This is a genomic window from Micromonospora pattaloongensis (assembly GCF_900107255.1).
Lineage (GTDB): Bacteria > Actinomycetota > Actinomycetes > Mycobacteriales > Micromonosporaceae > Micromonospora_I > Micromonospora_I pattaloongensis.
The window spans coordinates 21042-43489 of record NZ_FNPH01000011.1; the positions used below are offsets into that span (position 1 = coordinate 21042).

The window sequence follows — 22448 nt, forward strand, 5'->3', positions numbered from 1 at the left end:
GGAGGCTACTCGCTCTGCCGGGCGGCCTTGCTGGTCGCGGCCTTCTTGACCGCCTTCTTGACCGCCTTCTTCGCCGCCTTTTTCGCCGGCGCCGCGTCCTCGGCGGTCGCCTTGGCCGCCTTCTTCGCCGGCGTCGCCTTCTTCGCCGCCGCCTTGGTCGCCTTCTTCCGGGGCGCCGGACCCTTGGCCCGCTTCTCGGCGAGCATCTCGGACGCCTCTTGGAGGGTGAGCTCCTCCGGCGTCTGACCGCGCCGCAGCGACGCGTTCGTCTCACCGTCGGTCACGTACGGGCCGAAGCGCCCGTCCTTGATGACCAGCGGCTTCTCGGTGAGTGGGTCGGCGCCCATCTCACGCAGCGGCGGGGCGGCGGCCCGGCGCTGCCGGGTCTTCGGGGCGGCGAGCAGCGCGAGCGCCTCGTCGAGGGTGACGGTGAAGAGCTTCTCCTCGGAGTCGAGCGACCGGAACTCGTCGCCCTTCTTCACGTACGGGCCGTAGCGGCCGGCCGCGGCCGTCACCTCCGCGCCGTCGGGCCCGACGCCGACCACGCGGGGCAGCGTCAGCAGCCGCAGCGCTTCCTCGAGCGAGACCGTCTCCGGCGACTGGGTGCGCAGCAGCGAGGACTTGCGCTCGCCGCTGGCGACATACGGGCCGTAGCGGCCGGACTTGAGCAGGATCGGCTCGCCGGTCTCGGGGTGTTCGCCGAGCTTGCGTTCACCGCCACCGCCGAGGAACAGCTCGTTGACCTTCTCCGGGTTCAGCTCGTCCGGGGCGATCCCCTCCGGGATCGACACCCGGTCGCCGCTGGGCTCACCGTCGGCGGGCGGGGCCGGCTCCTGGCCGGGCACGGTCCGCTGCAGGTACGGCCCGTACCGGCCGACCCGGACCACCACGTCGCGACCCTCGTCGTCCCGGAACAGCGGGATCGAGTTGACGCTACGGGCGTCGATCTCGCTGAGGTTCTCCGTGACGAGCTTCTTGAGCCCGCCCTCCCGGGCGATCGTGGCGTCGCCCGCCCCGTTGCCGCCACCGAAGTAGAACGCGGTGAGGAAGTCGATCGCCGCGTGGTCGCCGCCGGCGACCGCGTCGAGCTCGTTCTCCATCGACGCGGTGAAGTCGTAGTCGACCAGCCGCGGGTAGTGCCGCTCCAGCAGCCCGACGACCGCGAACGCCAGGAACGACGGGATGAGCGCCTGACCGCGCCGGAAGACGTAGCCGCGGTCCTGGATGGTCTGCATGATCGAGGCGTACGTGGAGGGCCGGCCGATGCCCAGCTCCTCCAGCGCCTTGACCAGCGACGCCTCGGTGTAACGCGCGGGCGGCTGGGTGCTGTGCCCGACCGCCGCCAGCTCGTCGGCGGTCAGCGGCTGGTCCTTGGTCAGGTTCGGCAGCCGGCGCTCGGCGTCCTCGGCCTCGGCGTTCTCGTCGTCCGACGATTCCACGTACGCGCGCAGGAAGCCCGGGTCCGTGATGGTCTTGCCGGTCGCGCCGAAGTCCGCCTCCTCGCCGGCGGTGGAGACCGCGCGGATCCGCACGGAGACGCTGGAGCCGACCGCGTCGGTCATCTGGGAGGCGATGGTGCGCCGCCAGATCAGCTCGTAGAGCTTGAACTCCTCGGTGGACAGCTCGTTGGCCAGCTCACCGGGGGTGCGGAACGTGTCACCGGCCGGCCGGATCGCCTCGTGCGCCTCCTGCGCGTTCTTCACCTTGCCGGTGTAGCGGCGCGGCTGCGGCGGGACGAACCGGTCGCCGTAGAGCTCCGCCACCTGCGCCCGGGCCGCGGCGATCGCGGACTCCGAGAGGTTGACGGAGTCGGTACGCATATAGGTGATGTAGCCGTTCTCGTAGAGGCGCTGCGCGGTGCGCATCGTCTGCTGCGACGACAACCGCAGCTTCCGGGACGCCTCCTGCTGCAGCGTCGACGTGATGAACGGGGCGTACGGGCGACGCCGGTAGGGCTTCTCCTCGACCCGGGTGACCGTGAACGGCCGGCCCTCGAGGCGGGCGGCCAGACCACGGGCGCCGTCGCCGTCGAGGTGGATGACGCCGGCCTCGGGGCGGACCCGGCCGGTGGTCGGCTCGAAGTCGCGGCCGGTGGCGATGCGGTCGCCGCCGAGCGCCACCAGGGTGGCGTTGAAGGTACGGGGGCCCTCGCCGACGGCGTTCGCCGCGACCGCGAGCGTCGCCTGGATGTCCCAGTACTCCGCGGTGCGGAACGCCATCCGCTGCCGTTCCCGCTCCACCACGATGCGGGTCGCGACCGACTGCACCCGGCCCGCCGACAGCCGCGGCATGACCTTCTTCCACAGCACGGGCGAGACCTCGTAGCCGTAGAGCCGGTCGAGGATGCGCCGCGCCTCCTGGGCGTCCACCAGGTCCCGGTCGATCTCGCGCGGATTGGCCACCGCGGCCTGGATGGCCGGCTTGGTGATCTCGTGGAAGACCATGCGCCGGACCGGCACCTTGGGCTTGATCGTCTCGAGCAGGTGCCAGGCGATCGCCTCGCCCTCGCGGTCCTCATCGGTGGCGAGGAAGATCTCGTCGACCTCCTTCGCCAGCTTGGTCAGCTTGGCGATCTGCTGCTTGCGGTCCGAGGAGACCACGTAGAGCGCGGCGAACCCGTTGTCGACGTCCACGCCGAGCCGCGCCCACGGCTCCTTCTTGTATTTGGCGGGCACGTCCGCGGCGTTGCGCGGCAGGTCACGCACGTGACCCAGGCTCGCCTCGACGACGTACCCCGGGCCGAGATAGCCCGAGATCGTCTTGGCCTTCGCCGGGGACTCGACGATGACCAGACGCGTGCTCCTGGCGTTGCTCGGCACTTCTCTCCTGACCTCGGCTGGCTGCAGCGCCGCCCGGCGTGACGAACCGGGCCGCACCCCGTCACCGACCTACGACATACGGTCGGCGCCGTTCGGATGTCCAACGTAACGCGCGGCCCCGGCCCGCGGGTGGCGCATGCGCCCCCGCCATGCCGGTGACGGATGCCGGGGTGCTGTGCCTGCCGTGACGCGCCGGACGGCGACACCGTACACCGCCGCCGAGCGTGACGTGGCTCACCGCACCGAACAGGTGACCGCCGTCGGCGAACGGCCGCTGTCGATACCGCCTCTGCGCCGGCGTCCCGGCTCACGCCGGCCAGGCGGCCGGCAACGACGATTCAGCCCGGCCACGCGGCCGGCGGCGCGGCGGCCGGCCGCTCGCCGACCAGCTCCGCCAGCCGGGCCAGTCGCCGCCGCCCCGTGATCCGGTACGCCGGCCCGCCGGAGCCCGCGTCGAGCAGCGCGGCCGGCAGCCCGACCGCGGCCAGCGCCCCGCCCACCTGCTCCCGGCATTCCTCGTCGGCCGGGCCGAGCCGCAGCACGTAGCCGAGCCGCTCCAGGCCGCCGGCGGCGGCCGCCCAGAGCCGCAGTCGCGGACCGGTCAGATGGAACCGGGCGGGCGGGCGCTTCACCGGACCCCGCAGCCAGCCGGTCGCCAGCGCGGCCAGGGACGTCGCGTACGCGGTCCGCACGGCCAGGCGCCGGTCGGCGGTCGCCTCCCAGGTCGCGGCGAGCCCGCGCGCCGCGAACTCCGCGACCAGCACGTGCACCCGCCAGGCCGCGTCGACGACCACGGAGACCCGGGCCGTGCCGCCCATCCGGACCACCTCGCCGGGGCCGGCGAGCAGACCGGCAAGGTCGTTCGGGGAGGGCTCGGTCGCCTCCACGCCGAAGAGCGACAGCTGCCGGACCGGGTCCGGCGCCGACGCGTCGGGCGTCGGCGGGACGCCGTCGGGCGCGGTCAGCGACACTCCGGGACCTCGTCGAAGGCCCTCTGCAGCTCCGGTGAGTTGAGCGAGTCGGTGTCGAGGGCGCTGCGGTTGTACTCGGTGGTGAGGGTCTTCAGCACGGACTCGACGCCGTCATAGAAGGAACCGGCCCGGCTGGCGTCCAGCTGCTCGATCCCCCGCTTCGCGTTGCCGTACGCGTCCCGGACCGCGCTGAGGGAGGCGACGAAGCCGCTGGCGATCCGGTCGCCGCTCGTCACGTCCGGGACCCCGGCCTTCTCGACCTCGCGGCGGGCCTTCTCGCTCGCCGCCTCCGCCCCGGCCAGCAGGCGCATCAGGTTCTCCTTGGCCTGCGCAGGCGTGGTCTTCGCGGTCATCTGCTGCTGCGTGCTGCTGGTGAGCTTGCCGATCTCGGCGCGCCACGGGGTCAGCGCCGTGCAGACCGAGGCCGCCCAGGCGTTGGGCGAGGGCGCCCCACCGCAGCCCCCGAGGGCGAGAACGATCACGCTCAGGACAGCCGTGATCGGTCCGGCGGAGACCGGGCGGGGGGTGCGCATGCGTTGCAGCGTACGACGTTGCGCCACCGGCAGGACAGACGGTTGCCACGCGGACACGGGCGTGGCAACGACGACGGGGCCCCTCGGACGATCTCCGAGGGGCCCCGTGATCACATCAGGCGTTCACTTTTTCCGCCCTGGACGCGGCGGCGCCGCTTCCGTCACCCGCTTTTCCCGAGTCGTCCAGGTCCTCCCCCATCGCGACCGGCTTGCGCTTGGTGAAGGTGACCGCAACCACCACGATCGCGGCCGCGACGACGGCGATCGTGACCCGCAGGGCGTTGTTCTGGTCGGCGCCGACGCTCCAGGTGACCACCGCGGGGGCGATCAGCAGCGCGACCAGGTTCATGACCTTGATCAGCGGGTTGATGGCCGGGCCGGCGGTGTCCTTGAACGGGTCGCCGACGGTGTCGCCGATGACCGTCGCGGCGTGCGCCTCCGAGCCCTTCCCGCCGTGCGCGCCGTCCTCGACGAGCTTCTTCGCGTTGTCCCAGGCGCCACCGGAGTTGGCCAGGAAGACCGCCATCAGCACGCCGGTGCCGATCGCGCCCGCCAGGTACGCGGCGAGCGCGCCCGCGCCGAGGCCGAACCCGACCGCGATCGGGGCGAAGATCGCCAGCAGACCCGGCGTCATCAGCTCCCGCTGGGCGTCGCGGGTGCAGATGTCGACCACCCGCCCGTACTCCGGACGCTGGGTGCGGTCCATGATCCCGGGGAACTCCCGGAACTGCCGGCGCACCTCCATCACGACGGCGCCCGCGGAACGGGAGACCGCGTTGATGGCCAGCCCGGAGAAGAGGAAGACCACCGCGGCGCCGATGATCAGGCCCACGAGGTTCTTCGGGTTGGAGACGTTGAGCGCGTTGGCGAGGTAGGTGCCGACGTTGGCGATTCCGGCGTCGTTGAGCGCCGTGGTCACGGTGTCGGTGTACGAGCCGAACAGCGCCGTCGCGGCGAGCACCGCCGTCGCGATCGCGATGCCCTTGGTGATGGCCTTCGTGGTGTTGCCGACCGCGTCGAGCTCGGTGAGGGTCCGCGCACCCTGCTCGTCGATGTCGCCGGACATCTCGGCGATGCCCTGCGCGTTGTCCGAGATCGGGCCGAAGGTGTCCATCGCGACGATCACGCCGACGGTGGTGAGCAGGCCGGTGCCGGCGAGCGCGACCGCGAACAGCGACAGGGTGATCGAGCCGCCGCCGAGCAGGAACGCGCCGAACACGCCGGCGCCGATCAGCAGCGCCGAGTAGACGGCCGACTCGAGCCCGACGCTGATGCCGGCGAGCACCACGGTCGCCGCGCCGGTCAGCGAGCTCTTGCCGATGTCCTGGACCGGCCGGCGGTGCGTCTCGGTGAAGTAGCCGGTCAGCGCCTGGATCGCGGCGGCGAGCACGATGCCGATCACGACCGCGCCGATGGCGATCAGCCGCGGGTTGCCCTCGGTGCCGGCGAACCGCTCGCCGAACTCCGCGAACGTGGCCGGCAGGTAGGCCCAGCTGACGATCGCGACGAGCACCGCCGCGAGCAGGGCGGAGGCGTAGAAGGCCCGGTTGATCGCGACCATGCCGGTGCGGTCGGTGACCCGCAGCCGCGTGATGAACACGCCGATGATCGCGACGATCGCGCCGATCCCCGAGACGATGAGCGGGAAGACCAGACCGTCCTCGCCGAACGCCGCCCGGCCGAGGATGAGCGCGGCGACCAGCGTCACCGCGTACGACTCGAAGAGATCGGCCGCCATGCCCGCGCAGTCGCCGACGTTGTCGCCGACGTTGTCCGCGATCGTCGCGGGATTGCGCGCGTCGTCCTCCGGGATACCCTGCTCGACCTTGCCGACCAGGTCCGCCCCGACGTCGGCCGCCTTCGTGAAGATGCCGCCGCCGACCCGCATGAACATGGCCAGCAGCGCCGCGCCGAAGCCGAAGCCCTCCAGCACGGTGGGGGCGTCGCCCCGGAAGATCAGCACGACGAGCGCCGCGCCGAACAGGCCGAGGCCGACGGTGAGGAAGCCGACCACGCCGCCGGTGCGGAACGCGATCTGCATCGCGGTCTCACGTCCGCCCTCCGCGGCGCCCGCGGCCGCCGCGACCCGCAGGTTGGCACGGGTCGCGAGCGCCATTCCGGCGCCGCCGATGAACGCGCTGAACACCGCGCCCACCACGAAGAAGGCCGATCGGCCGAGCTTCACCAGCGTTTCGCTGCCTTCGACGCCGTGCACCGGGAGCACGAAGAGCAGCACCACGGCAAGCACGACGAACACGCCGAGGGTTTTGAACTGGCGGAACAGGTATGCCGAGGCGCCCTCCTGGACGGCTCCGGCGATCTCCTGCATGTTCTCGGTGCCCTTACCGGTAGCCAGTACCGCCCTGACCAGGGCGAAGGCAAACCCGAGCGCCACCAACGCGATGACCGCGGCGACGATGACGTACGTCAGGTTTGGGCCGGTAAGGGACATCCCGCCGCCCTCGGCGGCAAAGGTAGTCCCGGACATCTATGTCCTCCTGTACCGAACGCTTCACCCCGTACCGGTGGACGATCCGGCGGGGCGTCTCCCTCACAGGGAGTGGTGTGCCCTGCCCCCGCACGGCGCGGGCGCAGGGGGCTGCCTGATGACCCGCGTACTGTAGCCGTACAGCGTGTGCGAGGTCACACCGTCTACCCACATGGCGCGGTGATATTCCTCGTTGTGTTAGCGCGTTCGGTTGTGTTACCGGTCAGCGTCCGACCGGCCACACCATCCGGACCTCGGTGCCGATGCCCACGTCCACCGGGCGCACCTGCAGGTCCTCCACGAAACCGGCGAGCAGCGCGAACCCGACGCCCACCGTCAGGGCCTCATCCGTCAGCGACTCGTCGGCCAGCTCGTCGGGCGGCAGCGCGGCGAGCCCCAGGCCCGCCTCGATCGGCGCCCGGTCGATCACCCGAACGGTGTAGCTCTCCTCGTCGGACATCTCCACCAGCACCAGGTCCGGCAGTCCGTACTGGCGGTGCAGCGCGACCGCGCGGGTGCACGCCTCGCCGATCGCGAGCCGCACCTCGTCGAGGCGCTCCTCGGTGACGCCGGCCCGCCGGGCCACCGCCACTCCGACAAGGCGCGCGGTGCGGACGTGCACCGGCGCCGGCGAGAAGGAGAGCCGGACCGTCGACATCACTCCGCGGGACCCGCCTGGTCCACCGTCGTCGCCGCCTCGACCGTCGGGAAGATCGGGAAGACCTGGTCGAGCGCGGTGATCCGGAAAATCTTGAGCAGCGGTTCCCGGTCGCAGACCAGCCCGAAGGTGCCGCCCGCGGCGCGCAGCCGCTTGAGCGCCCCGACGAGCACACCCAGCCCGGTGGAGTCGAGGAAATCGACGCGCCCGAGATCCACGACGACCCTGCGGGCGCCCCCCTCGACCACCTCGATGAGCCGCTCGCGCAGCCGCGGGGCGGTGTAGACGTCGACCTCGCCGCCGACCTCCAGCACCGTGTGCTCGCCCACGGTGCGGGTCGCGAGCGACAGCTCCATCAGTCCCCTCCTCCGTTCACCAGGAACGCTTCTGGCATCTAACCACCGCGCGCCCACCCCCGCATCGCGGCTCTCCCCCGGCCGGCGGTGGCGTGGCGCACGTTGGCCATGTCCGTACATCAGTGCGACAGTGCAGGACGTGACTTCAGCAGCCACCGTGACCGCGGCGCCCGGCCCCGAGCCGGCCGAGCTGCTGCGCCGGCTGCGCGCCCGCACCGGCGGCGGCGCCGCCGGCGGGCCGGTGACGCACGTCGAGCGGGTGCCCGCCCGCGCCGGGACGACCGCGCCGTGGCCGCGGTGGGCGCCCGAGGAGCTGCGGGCGGCGTTCGCCCGCCGCGGCGTGATCGCCCCCTGGCAGCACCAGGTGGCCGCGGCCGACCTGGCGTACGCCGGCCGGCACGTGGTGCTCGCCACCGGCACCGCCTCCGGCAAGTCGCTCGGCTACCAGCTGCCCGCGCTGGCCACGCTGCTCGCCGACCCGCGCGCCACCGTCCTCTACCTGGCGCCGACCAAGGCGCTCGCCGCCGACCAGTTGCGCGCCGTCGCCGAGCTGGGCGTCGAGGGGGTACGCCCGGCGAGCTACGACGGCGACACCCCGCGCGCCGAGCGGGAGTGGATCCGACAGCATTCCCGCTTCGTGCTGACCAACCCCGACATGCTGCACCACGGCATCCTGCCCGGCCACGCCGGCTGGTCGACGTTCCTGCGGCGACTGGCCTACGTGATCGTCGACGAGTGCCACACCTACCGCGGGGTGTTCGGCTCACACGTGGCGCACGTGCTGCGCCGGCTCCGGCGCCAGGCCGCGCGGCACCGGCGTACCCCCGTCTTCGTCCTGGCCTCGGCGACCTCCGGCGACCCGGCGGAGGCGGCCGCGCGCCTGACCGGCCTGCCGGTCGAGGCCGTCGTGGAGGACACCTCGCCGCGCGGTGGGCTGACGTTCGCGCTCTGGGAGCCGCCGCTGCTGCCCCCGTCGCCGGAGGCCACCGCGATCGACTTCCCCGACGACCCCGGCGGGACCGAGCCGGCCGCCGGCGACCACGGCGCAGTTGAGCTGGCCACCGTCCGGCGGTCCGCGCTGCGCGAGACCGCGGACCTGCTCAGCGACGCGGTCGCCGCCGGCACCCGGACGCTGGCGTTCGTGCGGTCGCGGCGCGGCGCCGAGGTGGTCGCGACGATGGCCCGCCGCTCGCTCGACGAGGCCGTGCCGGGGCTCGGCGCGCGGGTGGCCGCCTACCGCGCCGGCTACCTGCGGGAGGAGCGGCGGACGCTGGAGCGGTCGCTGCTCTCCGGCGAGCTGCTCGGCCTGGCCTCGACCAACGCGCTGGAACTCGGCGTCGACCTGGCCGGCCTCGACGCGGTGCTGATGTGCGGTTATCCGGGCACCCGGGCGTCGCTGTGGCAGCAGGCCGGCCGGGCCGGTCGGTCGGGGCGGGAGGCGCTGGCCGTGCTGGTGGCCCGCGACGACCCGCTCGACACCTACCTCGTGCACCACCCGGAGGCGCTGTTCGGGCGGCCGGTCGAGGCGACCGTGCTCGACCCCACCAACCCGTACGTGCTGGGGCCGCAGCTCTGCTGCGCCGCCGCCGAGGCGCCGCTGACCCCGGCGGATCTCGACCTGTTCGGCGGGCCGGCCGCGGTCGCGGCGGTCGAGGCGCTGGTCACCTCCGGGGCGCTGCGCCGCCGGCCGACCGGCTGGTACTGGACGCACAGCGGGCGGCCCGAGGTCGATCTGCGCGGGACCGGCGGCGCCCCCGTCTGCGTCGTGGAGTCGTCGACCGGCCGACTGCTCGGCACCGTCGACCCCGAGTCGTCGCACTTCCAGGTGCATCCGGGCGCGGTCTACCTGCACCAGGGCGTCTCGTACGTCGTCGACGAGCTCGACCTGGAGGACGCCTGCGCGCTGGTGCACGCCGAGGAGCCGGACTGGACGACCCACGCCCGCGACGTCACGTCCCTCTCCGTGGCCTCGGTCCGCTCCTACGTGGACGCCGGCCCGGTCGGGCTCTTCCTCGGCGAGGTCGACGTCACCAACCAGGTGGTCTCGTACCAGCGGCGGCGCATCGGCTCCGGCGAGGTGCTCGACACCCGCCCGCTCGACCTGCCCACCCGCGAGCTGCGCACCGTCGCGGTCTGGTTCACGGTGTCGCCGCAGGCGCTGGCCGCGGCCGGGGTCGAGCCGGCCGACGTGCCGGGCGCGCTGCACGCCGCCGAGCACGCCGCGATCGGCCTGCTGCCGCTGGTCGCCACGTGCGACCGGTGGGACATCGGCGGGCTCTCCACCGCCGCGCACGCCGACACCGAGGCACCGACGGTCTTCGTCTACGACGGACACCCGGGCGGGGCCGGCTTCGCCGAGCGGGCGTACGGGATCGCGGCGTCGTGGTTGCAGGCCACCCGCGACGCGATCGCCGAGTGCGGCTGCGAGACGGGCTGCCCGTCCTGCGTGCAGTCCCCGAAGTGCGGCAACGGCAACAATCCGCTGGGCAAGAACGACGCCGTCAAGGTGCTGGACGTCGTGCTCGCGGCACTCCGCGAGAAGACTGGTTCGTAGACGGGCGTGAATGGGTAAGGCGGCTGTGGGAGCGCTTCCACATCCGCTATCCAGGGAGTCCAGACGTGGCCGACACCCTCGCCGACGCCGTCGAACTGCTCTACACGGTCAACCCCGAGCAGCTCACCGCCGAACAGCAGATCGCGCTCGCCCAGGCGTACGCCGCGCTCGCCCAGGCCGAGCGGCTCGACCAGATCAGCCAGCAACTGCACACCGTCCACCAGCTCATCCAGAGCATGCTCGCCAGATGGGCCGAGGCCCGCCCCTGACACCAGACGCTTCCGCCGGCGCGCCCCGCAGAGCGCGTCACCGGCCGCGCGTCGTGCGACGCCCCACGGCGCATGAGAGGCGGACCGCGACATGTAGCGAGGGTGCCGCCGGGCACGTCCCGACAGCGCGAACAAGCCTCCGCCTAGTCCCGCTTCGTGGTTACCGGACCCGCACGCGCGATGAATTCGCGACGCGAGCAAGCCCGGGCATCGGTTCAACGGTGACCGACACTGTCAGGACGACGTCCAGCTCTTCGACCACACACTCCGCGACCTGCCCGCCGTCGGTCGGGTCAGATCGAACGGCGCGCGATGCGGCGCGGCGGTTGCACCCACCCGAGGAACCGACGATGGAGGGGTCCGGCGGGAGCCCATTTCATGTCCTCCATCGCAGTCAGCAGGTGTGTGCCCATGTAGATAGCCAACGACATCGGAGCCCCCTCAAACTCCGCGGCCAGTTGCCGTCGGCGTGTGGGGCAGGGCCAGGGGACACCGCAGCCGCCACATAGCCAGATCGGGCGCATTGGTCCGTGTGCGGTCATGGATCCTCCCGGCGTAGATGCTCTTGGCGTAGGGGGTCTCGTGGCACACCGTCACGGTCCTCATACGCCATGGCGTTAGTCAACTGGCAATAGCCATTAGACTAGAGCTTGCCTCCCTACCGTCAAGGCATGGACCGAGGGCCGGGGCAGCTCATGGGGCCCTACGAGATCGCCCAGCGCATGGGTGTCTCGCGGCAGCGGTTCCAGCAGCTCGCCCGGTATCCCACCTTCCCGAAGCCGTATCAGGAACTGCGTGGCATGAAGGTGTGGCTGGCTGAGGACATCGAGGCGTGGATCAAGGAGTACCGCCAGCCCCGCCCGACCGAGGACGATCGTCCGGGCTGAGCAGCCCAAAAACAGACCACCCCCGGCACGAGAAGCCTCGTGGCCCTCGTCATCAAGGCTCGGGAGCTGTTCTCGCAGCGAGCAGCGAGCGCACGGTCGGTGCGGCCGTCTCTGTTGGTCGACGGGCGGCCAATCTGTTGCCTCCACCTGGAGTGCCGTACACGATGAGGCGCGTGACTGCCGAGCGCCCCCCTGTCGAGATGGTTGGGAATTGCGTCGTGGTCCGGCACTTCTCACCGGCCGATGCGACTCGGTTGCACGAGGCCATCCTCGAGAGCGTCGAACACCTCGCCCCGTGGATGCCGTGGGCAGGTCTGGAGCCGGTGGACCTGGCCGACCGAGAGAAGCTCGTCGCCGACTGGTGTGAGCTCTGGCAGGCAGGCAAGGACTTCAACTTCGGCGTGTTCGAGAACGGACGACTGGTCGGGGGTTGCGGGCTGCACCGGCGCATCGGGCCGGGCGGATTGGAGATCGGCTACTGGACGCGGGCGGGAGACACCGGGCGTGGGATCGCCCGGGAGGCCGTCCGCTGTCTCGTCACGGGGGCCTTCTCCATGTCGAACATCGCCATCCTCGAGGTGCATCACGATGTGGCCAACATCGCCAGCGGTCGCATCCCCGAGCGGCTCGGCTTCACCTTCGTCGAGGAGCGAGAAGACGGTGCTGTCGCTCCAGCGGAGATAGGGGTCGAGAGAGTGTGGCGACTCCACCGCCGCGATTGGGACGCGGTCGGGCCCCGGAGCTGATCCGCCACCCCTGCACTCCCGTCGTCCAAGAGCGCGTCCTGCTGCCGGCATCTTCGGCGGCGCTGTCGCCACCGAGCGCACACCGAACGTCCGGTGCGGCGCTCGCTTTCGTGCACAGGGCCTTAGTCCCTCTTCGTTGCTACCGGACCCGCACGCGCCGATGACGTCGCGACGCGAGGAAGCCCGGGCATCGGTTCGACGGTGACCGACACTGTCAGGACGACGTCCAACTCTTCGACCGCGCATTCGGCGACCTGCCCGCCGTTGGCCGCCACGATCTGGGCCGCCCGGTCGCACGCGACCTGTTCGCCTTCGACCGCCAGGGCAGCACCGGCGAGCGCCCCGAGATCGGCGGCGACCCGCGCCTCGTGCCGGGCGACCCGGGCCGCGCCGACCGCCGCGCCGGCGACGCCGACCGCGACCACGACGAGCCCGACGGCGAGCAGCCACAGCGACGCGGCTCCCCGATCGGTCGCCGCACGCCGGACGCTGCCTGCTCTGGCCCGACGCGGCGCGCGGACGTCGCCGGCCGTCGTCACGGCGCGGGCTCCGGGGTGCCCGGCTCGACGGCGGCCACCGCGACCGCCTCGACGGTGAGCCGGGGCAGCCGGGCGCCGAGCGCCCGCACCGGCGCCCGTACGGTCGCCCGCACGACGTCACCGTCCACGGTGACCGAGACCGACGCCCCCGGCGGCGCGGCCCGCTGGCCGGCGGCCGAACCGGGGGCGCCGCGGGAGGCGGCCAGGGCCGCCTCCCGCGCCGCGTCCACGCACTGCGCCTTCGTGGTCACCGCGTTGACGGCGGTGAGCCCGGCCAGCAACAGCAGGACGAGCGCCGGCAGCCCGGCCGCCAGCTCGGCGGTGAAAGAGCCCCGGTCGCGACCGGCCAGCCGGCGCCCGGTCACTTCAGCGCCCGGTCGATCACGGCGGTGAGCGCGGACTGAACGTTTCCGCTGGTCAACACCTTCAGCAGGATCCCGGCGAAGGCGACGGCGGCCAGCGTGCCGACGGCGTACTCCGCGGTGTTCATCCCGGCGTCGCCCCGCAACCGGGCGATCAGCTTGCGCATGGCGTGCTCCTTTCTCGGTGGGTGTCACAGGACGTCGCCGAGCACGGCGACGATCACCGGCACCAGGCCGGCGAGGATGAAGGCGGGCAGGAAGCACAGCCCGAGCGGCAGCACGATCAGCACACCGGCGCGGCGGGCCGCGGCCTCGGTGGCGGCGGCGCGGTCCGCGCGCAGATCGTCGGCGAGCCGGGTCAGCGCGCCCGCGAGCGCGGCACCGCTCGCCGCCGAGCGGACCGCGGCCCGGCCGAACCGCTCCCCACCGGCGACCGGGGCGAGCTGCGCCCACGCCTCCTGCGGCTCCGCGCCGAGCCGCAGTGCGCGGGCCGCCGTCGCGAGGCGCTCGCCGAGCGGGCCGCCGAGCGCCTCGGCGACCGCCGCTGCCGCCCGGTCGACGGGGGCCCCGGAGCGCAGCGCCGCGGCGAGCAGGTCGGCCGCGAGCGGCAGGTCGGCGCTCTCCCGTTGCCGGATCCGGCGGGCGGCGGCGGGTTCGAGTCGCCGCAGCAGGCGCGGCAGCGCGAACGCGGTGGCCACCCCGACGGCCACTCCCCACGCACCGCCGACCAGCAGCGCCACGGCGACGCCGGCGAGCCCCCCGACCGGCCGGGTCAGGTCACGGGCGCCGGCCGGAGCGGATCCGACGACCCGCCGCAGCCGGCGTCGGGCGGCCGCCTCGCGCATCGCCGCGGGCACGGTCAGCACGCCGGCGGCGGCCAGGAAGCAGCCGGCCGCGACCACGTGCGCCGACATCAGAAGGTTCCCGGGGCGCGGCCGAGCCGGTTCGCCCAGGCGAGTCCGGCCAGTTGCAGACCGATCGCGCCGATCGCACACGCCGCGCCGACCGGTGTGTGCAGGAGCACCCGCAGCGGGTCCGCGCCGATGCCGTAGCCGAGGGCGATCCCGCCCACCGGCAGGGCGGCCAGCAGCCACGCCGTCGCTCGCGCCCCGGCCGCCTGCGCCGCCGCCGTGGCGACGGCCCGGTCCATCGCGCGCGCGTCCGCCTCGATCCGGTCGAGCAGGTCGGCGAGGGGCGCCCCGGTCTGCTCGGCGAGGGTGGCGGCCGCGCGCGTCAACCGGGTGAGCCGGTCGGGTCGTCCGGCGTGGATCAGCCCGGCGGGTGACGGCGCGACCGGTAGCCCGGCGCGCAGGTCGGCGGCGCGCGCGCAGAGCGCGTCGAGGCTGAGCGCGCGCCGCTGCGCGGCCGCCCGCGTCGCCCGCCGGCGCAGCAACGTCCACAGGCCCAACCCGCCGTACGCGCCGGTCGCGACCGCGGCGACCGGTCCGGCGAGCGCCGCCCCCGCCACGGCCCCGGCGAACACCGCGAGCGGAACCCCGCCCGGGACGTTGTCGTTGCGGCCGCGAAAGAGGACGTGGCGCGAACTGCGCGATCGGCGCAGGTGGGCGGCGCGCAGGACGCCGCGGTGACGGGCCCGCGCGGTGGTGGACGGCCAGGCCGCGACGAGCGCCGCGCCGAGCAGACCGGCCACGGCGAGCCAGAGCTGACCCGTCACGGCCGCGCCCGCAGGTCGGCGAGGATCGGCGGCAGCGGCACACCCCGCTGGCTGAGCACCTGGGCCAGCGCGGGGGCCGCCGGGCCGGGTCCGGCGTCGCGCCGCCACGCCGGAACCACCGTGACGATGCGCTCGGGTCCCGCCGGCAGCAACAGGCAGACCGCCTCCAGCAGCCGGCCGGCCGCGGTACGACGGACGTGCAGCAGCACCTGGAGCGCCGCGGCCACCTGCGCGTGCAGCGCCGCCCGGGGCAGGCCGCCGAGCAGGCCGAGCGCTTCGAGCCGGGCCGGTACGTCGGCGGGGGTGTTCGCGTGCAGCGTCCCGGCGCCGCCGTCATGGCCGGTGTTCAGCGCTCCCAGCAGATCGACGACCTCGGCGCCCCGGCACTCCCCCACGACCAGCCGATCCGGGCGCATCCGCAACGCCTGCCGGACCAGGTCGCTGAGCCCGACCGATCCGGCCCCCTCCACGTTGGCGGTGCGGGCCTGCAGGCCCACGACATGCGGATGGGCCGGACGCAGCTCGGCCGCGTCCTCAACGAGCACGATCCGCTCGGTCGGCGGCACCAGGCCCAGCAGGGTGTTGAGCAGCGTCGTCTTGCCGGAGCCGGTGCCACCGGTGACGAGATGGGCGAGCCGGGCGGCGACGACCGCCTCGAGCAGCGGGGCGACGGCCGGTGGCACCGTGCCGTGCTCGACGAGCTCGGCGAGCGTGAAGGGGCGCTGCCGGAACGTCCGCAGCGACAGGTACGGGCCGGTGGTGGCCACCGGCGGCAGCACGGCGTGCAGCCGGGTGCCGTCCGGCAGCCGCGCGTCGGCGTACGGGCAGCCGTCGTCGAGCCGGCGGCCGCAGGCGGCGGCGAGCCGCTGCGCGAGCCGCCGCACCTGGTCGGGACCGCCGAGCGACACCGGCTCGCGGTGCAGGCCGTGCCCCCGATCGACCCAGACCTGCCCACCGTTGACGAGCAGATCGGTGACTTCGGGGTCGGCGAGCAGCGGCGAGAGCGGGCCGGCGCCGACGAGGTCGTCGTGCACCCGGCCGGCCAGACGCAGGACAGTGGTGTCGCCGAGGAGCGCGGCCGACGGTTCGGCGCGGAGCGCCGACACGACCGTCGCGGGGGTGACGTCGGCGCCGTCGGCGGCGAAACGCTGCCGTACCCGGGTGGCCAGTTGTCGGTCGCTCACGCCACGGCCCTCGGCGTCACGCCGGCGATGTCGGCCACGATGCGCTGACACAGCGCCGCCAACGGTCCCCGCCCGCCGGCCGTCGGCGCCTCGCCGCGCTCCATGCCCCGCGACAGCCCCGGCTCCGGACGCAGCGTTCCCACCAGCGGCAGGTCCAGCGCCCGCGCCACCTCCCGCGCCTTGAGCCGTCCCGGCGCCGGGCCGCGCACGACCACCGAGAGCTCGGCGCAGTGCGGCGCGACCGCGGCGATGACCCGGGCCGCGGCGGCGGTGGCGCGCAGCTCGGCGGGGACCACGACGAAGACGTGATCCGTCGCCTGCAACGCGACCACCGCCGCGTCGTCGAGGTGCCGCGGCAGATCGACCACGACCAGGTCGCGGCCGCGTCGGCCGGCGTCCATCGTCGCCGCCATCGCCTCGACCGGGACCTCCAGCAGATCGCCCCGGTCCCACGACAACACCACGAGATCCCCGCGGCTCGGCAGCGCCCGCACCAGCGCGGGCGGGTCCACCCGGCCGTCGGTCTCGGTCAGCCCCGGCCAGCGCAGCCCGTCGAGCTGCTCCCAGCCGAGCACGAGGTCGAGCCCGCCGCCGAGCGGGTCGGCGTCGACGAGCAGGGTGCGCAGGCCGGCCCGCGTACCGGTGACCGCGAGCGCACCGGCGAGCACGCTGGCGCCCGCGCCGCCGCGCCCGCCGACCACCCCGATGACCCGGGCGGCGGTCGCGGTGGTGGAGCCGGGCGCCCGCTCCGCGAAGCGGTCCACCAGCCACGGCTCGGCGGCGGGCAGCAACGCGACGTGTTCGGCGCCGAGCAGCTCGGCCTGGTGCCACGGCTTGTCGTCGCCGTCCGATCGGCCGACCAGGACGACGCGTGGGCGGCGCGGCAGCCGCGCCCGCAGGCATGCCTGCGCCTGGTCGACACCGACGAAGACGAGCGGCGCGGCCGCGTAGCGGGACCGCGCGGCCGCCGGGTCGGGCGCCACGTCGAGCTCGGTGCCGCCGGCGGCGGCCAGCCGGAGCAGGTCGTCGAGCAACTCGGCGTCGCCGGTCACCACGAGTGGCAGTCGGGCGCCGGCACGGAGGGAGGTACGGGGTGGCATCGCGGCCTCCAGCGGTGGGTGCGAGGGGTACCCGCACACCGTGGCGGAGCGGATGCGGCGCGCCAATGCCCTGTGGGCACACCTGTGGATAACTGATCCGCCTGTGGATAACTCCCGCCGACGCTGTGGATCTGCTATCCCGCACTGGCGTGACGCGCATCGCCGGAAAGTGATTTGAAATCGCCCCGACCACCCGCTGGGATGACGTCATGACCATCCGTCGCATCAGCTCCGAGGAACGTCTCACCGCCAGCTTCCCGCTCCTGGGCTACGCCTTCGAACACTCGCCCGGGACGGCGGACCGGGTCGAGGAGCTGCGCGGCTACCTGCCGTACAACGAGGGGAACGTGACGCTGGCCGCGGAGGAGAACGGCACCGCCGTCGCCGTCGCCTCGGCGATCCCGATGCGGCAGAACATCCGCGGCGCCGTCGTCCCGATGGCGGGGATCGCCGGCGTCGCCACCCACCCGCTCGCCCGTCGGCAGGGACACGTCCGTCGGGTGCTGACCCGGTTGCTCGGGGAGATGCGCGACGAGGGCTTCGTCGCCACCGCGCTCTACCCGTTCCGGCCGTCGTTCTACGAACGCTTCGGCTACGTGGGGTTCCCGATGCCGCGCACCGTCACGGTCGCGCCCGCCGACCTGGCATCCTTTCTCCGGCTCGACCTGCCCGGTGAGATCACGTGGCAGCGGATCAAGGACGGGTACGACTCCTACCGCGCTTTCACCCAGCGGTTCCTGGCCGAGCGGCACGGCTTCGCGGTCTTTCCCGACTTCCGGGCCGCGCGGCAGCGCGACAGGAACGAGGAATGGCTGATCACGGCGGTGGTCGACGGCGAGACGGTCGCCGCCGTCCCGTACCGGATCAGCGGACACGCGCAGGACCTGGTCGCGGGCGACCTGCTGGCGACCGACCCGGTCGCGCGGGCGCTGGTGCTGCAGTTCTTCGCCCGCCACGTCGACCAGGTCGAACGGATCACCATGACCGTCGCCGCCGACGAGAACCCCGAGCTGTGGGGAACGGACCTGGCTGCGCACACGGAAGCGAAAATCCACTTCCCCGGCTCGTCCGCGCCGATGGCCCGGATCCTGTCGATGCCGGCGCTGACCGGCATCGATGCCGGGCCCGGACGGCTGACCGTCGAGGTCGTCGACGACCCGTTCATCGCCGGGTCGTACCTGCTGGACGGTGAGAGCGGGCGGCTGGAGGTGACGCCGACCGATTCGCCGGCGACGGCGACGCTGACGGCGGCCGGGATCTCCGCCCTGGTCTACGGCGTGCTCGACCCGGTCGAGGTGGTGCTCCGCGGCTTCGGCGCGATCCCCGACGCCGCCGCCGCAACGCTGCGGAGCCTCTTCCCCCGGCGGACGCCGAACCTGTTCGCGGCGTTCTGACCCCCAACCGCGGCCCTGCGCAGCGCGTCAAACGTTCGCCGAGCCGGCCTTGGGTGCTCCCCGCGAGTGCCGGCTAAACGATCTAGAGTCACTGACGCATGAGCATTGGTCGATCACGAGTTGACCGTGCCGGGGAGATCCTCACCAGGTCGGTGGATCGTCCACTCCCCGTACGCGCGGCCCTCCGCGCACGACCTCTCCAGCTCGGCGCGGGCGCTCCGCTCGTCGGGCTGCTCGGCCCGCTGTGTCGGCGAGGCTGCCGGGCTGTTGACCAGCACATTCCGGACGCCCGACAAGATCCACCCCCCGGCCGACCGCCGTCGCCCGTTCGTTGACCGGGTCAGACTGATTGACCCACGGCAACCACCAGGCTGGCTGATCTACGGAGTTCGCCCGGCTTCGGCATCCTCTGGCAGGGTTGGGCTCTCGTCACGGAGGAGCGTCACCGCGACCTGGAGAGACGAGAGCACCATGACCACCGCCGCATACACCGGCCGCCAGCGACACGACCTATCTCGCTGCCGCTGGCCAGACAGCCTGCCGACGTCGGCGAGTTGAGCCACGGGCTCGCTCCATCCGGGACCACTGTCCACCGCCACCACCCTTAAACGACACGAGCGGCACCGGTGTCGGTGGTCAAAGAAAAATGCCTCCGGCCTGGAAAGGTTCCCGGAGTAACACCCGCATCAATTGAGAGGCACAACGAATGTCGCAGCAGACCCCGACCCCTCCGCCGGGGATCCCGACCCCTCCGCCGGGGTACGCTCCCGCGCCCCCGCCGAAGAAGGGCATGTCGAAGGGGTTGAAGATCTTCCTGATCCTCGCCATCACGTCGCTCGTCCTGTGTGGTGGCGGGTTCGTTGCCTGCACCGCGCTGGTTGGCAAGGCCGCCAGCGACATCAGCAAGGAGCAGGAAGCGAAGGTGGGCCACGTCAAGCTGACCTCGTGCAAGGCCGAATCGGCGGGCAACGAGATCTTCCCGACGGTGAAGTTCGATCTGGAAGTGAACAACTCCAGCAAGAGCCAGAACACCTACCTCATCGATGTGTTCATCCTGAACGAGAAGGGTGACCGGATCGCCAACACGACGGAGATCATTTCCGACGTTCGGCCGGGGCAGAAGGCGACCGAGCAAGGCATGGCACCGCTGAGCCAGAAGGTGTCCGGCAAGATCGAGTGCAAGATCGACAAGGTTTCCTGACAAAGACGAGAGCCCCGGCGGGACCTTGGAGTGGTCACCCGCCGGGGCTTTCTCATTTTCTTTGGCGTTGAGGAGCCGGAACGAACCACGTCGCCAAGTGCTACCAGCTACTGTCGATGATCCTCCGCACGGCCGTTCAGGCGCGGTTGATCGGCAGCAACCCGGCTGACGGTGTGAAGCTGCCACGGGACCGATCGCGGGACGTCAAGCCGGTCACAATCGTCGCCGGAAAGCGTCCTCGATAGGACGAGGTGCGCTCTGACCTGCGTGGGAGCGCTTGCCCGGAAATAGCGACGACCCCCGCCGGGGGGAGGCGGGGGCCGTCTGGGGTTCGGCTCCGGGGGGGTCGAGCCGAACCCACTCAGCGGTCACGGGGGGTGCAACCGCCGAGAGCGTGCAAACCTACCGGGCACGGAGATGAAACCGTGTCGCAACCAAGCATGCCTGAGTCGACCCGTGCGCGTCGAGTGGCGTTTGCCCCAACTCGCATGTCGCGTCGATGCGGCGGCGGTCCGACAAGCCGTTTCGTTGGCCGGCGGAGCGGGATCCGGCGGCGCGCCGGAGGGGCGCCGTGGGCCCACGTAGCCGCCGACGATAGACCATCCGGCTAGACTGGCCCGCCGTGGGCCGAAGCGCCGCGTTTTTCGATCTCGACAAGACCGTCATCGCCAAGTCGAGCGCCTTGGCGTTCGGCCGGCCGTTCTACCGGGACGGCCTGATCACGCGACGGGACGTGGTCAAGTCGGCGTACGCCCAGTTGATGTTCCGGCTCGGCGGCACCGATGAGCAGACCATGGCCCGCACCCGGGACTACCTGGCGGCGCTCTGCAAGGGCTGGCCGGTGGAGCAGGTCCGTCAGATCGTCGCGGAGACGTTGCACGAGCTGATCAACCCCTACGTGTACGCCGAGGCGGCCGCGCTGATCGAGGAGCACCAGGCGGCCGGGCGGGACGTCGTGCTCGTCTCGGCCTCCGGCGACGAGATGGTGCGGCCGATCGGCGAGCTGCTCGGCGTCAGCGACGTGATCGCCACCCGGATGGCGATCGAGGATGGGCGCTACAGCGGCGAGGTCGAGTTCTACGCGGCGGGGCCGAGCAAGGTCGACGCGGTGGGCGAGCTGGCCAAGGAGCGCGGCTACGACCTGGCCGACTGCTACGCGTACTCCGATTCGGTCACGGATGTGCCGCTGCTGGAGTGCGTGGGTCATCCCACCGCGGTCAATCCCGACCGGGCGCTGCGGAAGCTGGCCACCGAGAACGCCTGGCCCGTGCTGGAGTTCCGGCACCCGGTGCCGCTCGGCCGCCGCCTGCGCGATCGCCCGGCGGTGCCGGTGGCCGCGGCGGCGCTCGGCGTCGGGGTGGGCGTGGCGATCGGCATCGCCTGGTACGGGCGGCACCGTCGCGCCCGCACCGCCCCGGCGTGACCCTCCCCCGGCATGACCCACCCCCGGCCGGGTGACCTCAAAAGCCACATGTGGCCGCAGTAGCCACAAAGTCCGCGAACCCTCTGGTGCTCCAGATCACACCGGCGTAGAAAGAGTGGTGCGGACCCCGGCAAAACGGGCTCCGTGCACGGCCACCGGGCACCCACGCGCGACCAGCCACGGCAGGCACGTTGCGGCGGCACCGCAAGGGCCGTTGACAACGACATCAGGTGCACGCCTGGTAACCCGGACGGACGTGCGACGACGGCGCCCCCTTCGTGGGGCGCCGTCCATCTGCGCGCACCGCTCCCCGCGCTCACACCGCGCCGCCTAGCGCCACGGCGGCGCGTGAACGCGGGCGTCAGGCGTTGGCGAGGATCTCGTCGCCGACGGCGGTGAGCTGCTCGGCCCCCACCTCGACCGCCGCCATGTAGTGCCGCAGCCACGACCGCACGCCGTCGGGCGTGCCGGTGGCGTAGGCGCCGGCGGCGCCGAGGTACTCCGGTTCGCGTTCCCGGTGCCCCACGTCGGCGGCGACCAGACCACGCGGGTCGAAGCCGGTCGAGAGCAGCGTGAGCCGCGCTGCCGCCCTGGCCACCAGGCCGGAGGGCCCGGCGAACGGACGCAGCGCGAGCAGCTCGCCGTGCACCACGGCGGCCAGCACCAGCGGGGTGACCGCGGTGCCGCCGGCGATCAGCGTCGCCAGCCCGTCGATCCGCGCGGTGACCCCGACGTCCGAGCTCGGGCGGCCCAGCGCGCTGTCCGGCACGACGCCCCGGGCGGCGAGCACGTGCAGCTTGGCCAGCACCTGGCGCGGCGCCCGCGGCCACAGCTCGACGAAGTTGGGCAGCGCGCCGGCGATCCGCAGCGCGCCCTGCATGACCGGGTCGGTGACGGTCCCGGCGCGGACCTCCTCGCGCTCGTGGGCGTACCCCTCCAGCGCGGCACTGGCCACCGCGGACCGCAGGCTCAACTCGGCCGCGACCTGGCCGCCGTGCCGGCGCAGCGCGCGGTGCCGCAGCGCCTGGTCGACCCGTTCGCGCGCGCGGTCCACCGCCGGCGCGATGTCGGTGAGGGCCAGCAGCGGGGCGAGCGGATCGGTGGTCACGCTGCCACGCTAATGCCCGCCCGCCCGGCCGTCGGCGCAGCCCCGGACACCCCGCAACCCCGCCGCGGGGATGCGCGAATGGGTTCGGAAGTGGCAGGATCCGAGCAGGAGCGTACGTTCGCCGCGCAGCTCTCGAACACGCGCTGCCGCCGGACCGACCGGCCGGCGCGCCGCGACGGCC

22 protein-coding genes are annotated in these 22448 nt (G+C 73.1%); 7 read left to right on the forward strand and 15 right to left on the reverse strand.

Features of this window, described 5'->3' with window-relative positions; all coding sequences use genetic code 11:
* Positions 1 to 5 precede the first annotated feature (5 nt).
* The 6 genes from topA to BLW47_RS21245 form a co-directional block, all read right to left on the reverse strand.
* Complete coding sequence (topA, locus tag BLW47_RS21220; RefSeq protein WP_091561019.1) at positions 6 to 2819, reverse strand: type I DNA topoisomerase; 2814 nt, start codon at positions 2817 to 2819, stop codon at positions 6 to 8.
* 338 nt (positions 2820 to 3157) lie between these two features.
* The gene (locus BLW47_RS21225) at positions 3158 to 3790 is read right to left on the reverse strand and encodes a hypothetical protein (protein WP_425435426.1); all 633 of its coding nucleotides are present in this window, start codon (positions 3788 to 3790) and stop codon (positions 3158 to 3160) included.
* Positions 3781 to 4323 (reverse strand): hypothetical protein, encoded by a 543-nt coding sequence (locus BLW47_RS21230; RefSeq protein WP_091561022.1) that lies wholly within the window; start codon positions 4321 to 4323, stop codon positions 3781 to 3783. The genes BLW47_RS21225 and BLW47_RS21230 overlap by 10 nt, the downstream gene beginning before the upstream one ends.
* A gap of 115 nt (positions 4324 to 4438) precedes the next feature.
* The gene (locus BLW47_RS21235) at positions 4439 to 6811 is read right to left on the reverse strand and encodes a sodium-translocating pyrophosphatase (protein WP_091561026.1); all 2373 of its coding nucleotides are present in this window, start codon (positions 6809 to 6811) and stop codon (positions 4439 to 4441) included.
* A gap of 223 nt (positions 6812 to 7034) precedes the next feature.
* Positions 7035 to 7472: an ATP-binding protein gene (locus tag BLW47_RS21240; protein ID WP_091561029.1), complete on the reverse strand. Its 438-nt coding sequence runs from the start codon at positions 7470 to 7472 to the stop codon at positions 7035 to 7037.
* Entirely contained in the window at positions 7469 to 7825 is a 357-nt protein-coding gene (locus tag BLW47_RS21245; protein WP_091561033.1) for an STAS domain-containing protein, read from the reverse strand. Before BLW47_RS21245 ends, BLW47_RS21240 begins: the two co-directional genes overlap by 4 nt.
* Before the next feature lie 139 nt (positions 7826 to 7964).
* Here BLW47_RS21245 and BLW47_RS21250 point away from each other — a divergent pair, with 139 nt between their 5' ends.
* The 4 genes from BLW47_RS21250 (at position 7965) to BLW47_RS21270 (ending at position 12281) form a co-directional block, all read left to right on the forward strand.
* On the forward strand, positions 7965 to 10379 hold the full coding sequence (locus tag BLW47_RS21250) for a DEAD/DEAH box helicase (RefSeq protein ID WP_091561345.1): 2415 nt from the start codon (positions 7965 to 7967) through the stop codon (positions 10377 to 10379).
* 65 nt (positions 10380 to 10444) lie between these two features.
* Entirely contained in the window at positions 10445 to 10648 is a 204-nt protein-coding gene (locus BLW47_RS21255) for a hypothetical protein (RefSeq protein ID WP_091561036.1), read from the forward strand.
* 671 nt (positions 10649 to 11319) lie between these two features.
* Entirely contained in the window at positions 11320 to 11535 is a 216-nt protein-coding gene (locus tag BLW47_RS21265) for a helix-turn-helix transcriptional regulator (RefSeq protein WP_245736875.1), read from the forward strand.
* A gap of 173 nt (positions 11536 to 11708) precedes the next feature.
* Positions 11709 to 12281, forward strand: coding sequence for a GNAT family N-acetyltransferase (locus tag BLW47_RS21270; RefSeq protein WP_175543744.1), 573 nt, complete (start codon positions 11709 to 11711; stop codon positions 12279 to 12281).
* Positions 12282 to 12403: 122 nt separating this feature from the next.
* Here BLW47_RS21270 and BLW47_RS21275 read toward each other — a convergent pair whose 3' ends face one another.
* From BLW47_RS21275 to ssd, 7 genes are all read right to left on the reverse strand, one after another.
* On the reverse strand, positions 12404 to 12820 hold the full coding sequence (locus tag BLW47_RS21275) for an Rv3654c family TadE-like protein (protein WP_091561046.1): 417 nt from the start codon (positions 12818 to 12820) through the stop codon (positions 12404 to 12406).
* Positions 12817 to 13185 (reverse strand): TadE family type IV pilus minor pilin, encoded by a 369-nt coding sequence (locus tag BLW47_RS21280; RefSeq protein WP_091561049.1) that lies wholly within the window; start codon positions 13183 to 13185, stop codon positions 12817 to 12819. The genes BLW47_RS21275 and BLW47_RS21280 overlap by 4 nt, the downstream gene beginning before the upstream one ends.
* Positions 13182 to 13349 (reverse strand): DUF4244 domain-containing protein, encoded by a 168-nt coding sequence (locus BLW47_RS21285; protein WP_081883916.1) that lies wholly within the window; start codon positions 13347 to 13349, stop codon positions 13182 to 13184. Before BLW47_RS21285 ends, BLW47_RS21280 begins: the two co-directional genes overlap by 4 nt.
* 24 nt (positions 13350 to 13373) lie before the next feature.
* On the reverse strand, positions 13374 to 14027 hold the full coding sequence (locus BLW47_RS21290) for a type II secretion system F family protein (RefSeq protein WP_425435431.1): 654 nt from the start codon (positions 14025 to 14027) through the stop codon (positions 13374 to 13376).
* Between the two features lie 68 nt (positions 14028 to 14095).
* Positions 14096 to 14857 (reverse strand): type II secretion system F family protein, encoded by a 762-nt coding sequence (locus BLW47_RS21295; protein ID WP_425435427.1) that lies wholly within the window; start codon positions 14855 to 14857, stop codon positions 14096 to 14098.
* Positions 14854 to 16041, reverse strand: a complete 1188-nt coding sequence (locus BLW47_RS25430; RefSeq protein ID WP_091561057.1) for a TadA family conjugal transfer-associated ATPase — start codon at positions 16039 to 16041, stop codon at positions 14854 to 14856. Before BLW47_RS25430 ends, BLW47_RS21295 begins: the two co-directional genes overlap by 4 nt.
* The gene (ssd, locus tag BLW47_RS25435; RefSeq protein WP_091561355.1) at positions 16038 to 17141 is read right to left on the reverse strand and encodes a septum site-determining protein Ssd; all 1104 of its coding nucleotides are present in this window, start codon (positions 17139 to 17141) and stop codon (positions 16038 to 16040) included. The genes BLW47_RS25430 and ssd overlap by 4 nt, the downstream gene beginning before the upstream one ends.
* Positions 17142 to 17350: 209 nt before the next feature.
* On the opposite strand from ssd, the gene BLW47_RS21310 reads away from it, so the two are divergent.
* The gene (locus BLW47_RS21310; RefSeq protein ID WP_091561059.1) at positions 17351 to 18535 is read left to right on the forward strand and encodes a GNAT family N-acetyltransferase; all 1185 of its coding nucleotides are present in this window, start codon (positions 17351 to 17353) and stop codon (positions 18533 to 18535) included.
* Positions 18536 to 18648: 113 nt separating this feature from the next.
* On the opposite strand, the gene BLW47_RS24875 is transcribed toward BLW47_RS21310, so the two are convergent.
* Entirely contained in the window at positions 18649 to 18831 is a 183-nt protein-coding gene (locus tag BLW47_RS24875) for a hypothetical protein (RefSeq protein WP_139307396.1), read from the reverse strand.
* Positions 18832 to 19241: 410 nt separating this feature from the next.
* Between BLW47_RS24875 and BLW47_RS21315 the strand changes: the two genes are divergently transcribed.
* Together BLW47_RS21315 and BLW47_RS21320 are read left to right on the forward strand one after the other, a co-directional pair.
* Positions 19242 to 19736 carry a hypothetical protein gene (locus tag BLW47_RS21315; RefSeq protein WP_139307397.1) on the forward strand — a complete coding sequence of 165 codons (495 nt, stop codon included), beginning with the start codon at positions 19242 to 19244 and terminating at the stop codon, positions 19734 to 19736.
* Positions 19737 to 20358: 622 nt separating this feature from the next.
* Positions 20359 to 21159, forward strand: coding sequence for an HAD family hydrolase (locus BLW47_RS21320; RefSeq protein ID WP_091561066.1), 801 nt, complete (start codon positions 20359 to 20361; stop codon positions 21157 to 21159).
* A 361-nt stretch (positions 21160 to 21520) separates the two neighbouring features.
* Here BLW47_RS21320 and BLW47_RS21325 read toward each other — a convergent pair whose 3' ends face one another.
* The gene (locus tag BLW47_RS21325) at positions 21521 to 22267 is read right to left on the reverse strand and encodes a Fic family protein (protein ID WP_091561070.1); all 747 of its coding nucleotides are present in this window, start codon (positions 22265 to 22267) and stop codon (positions 21521 to 21523) included.
* Positions 22268 to 22448 lie beyond the last annotated feature (181 nt).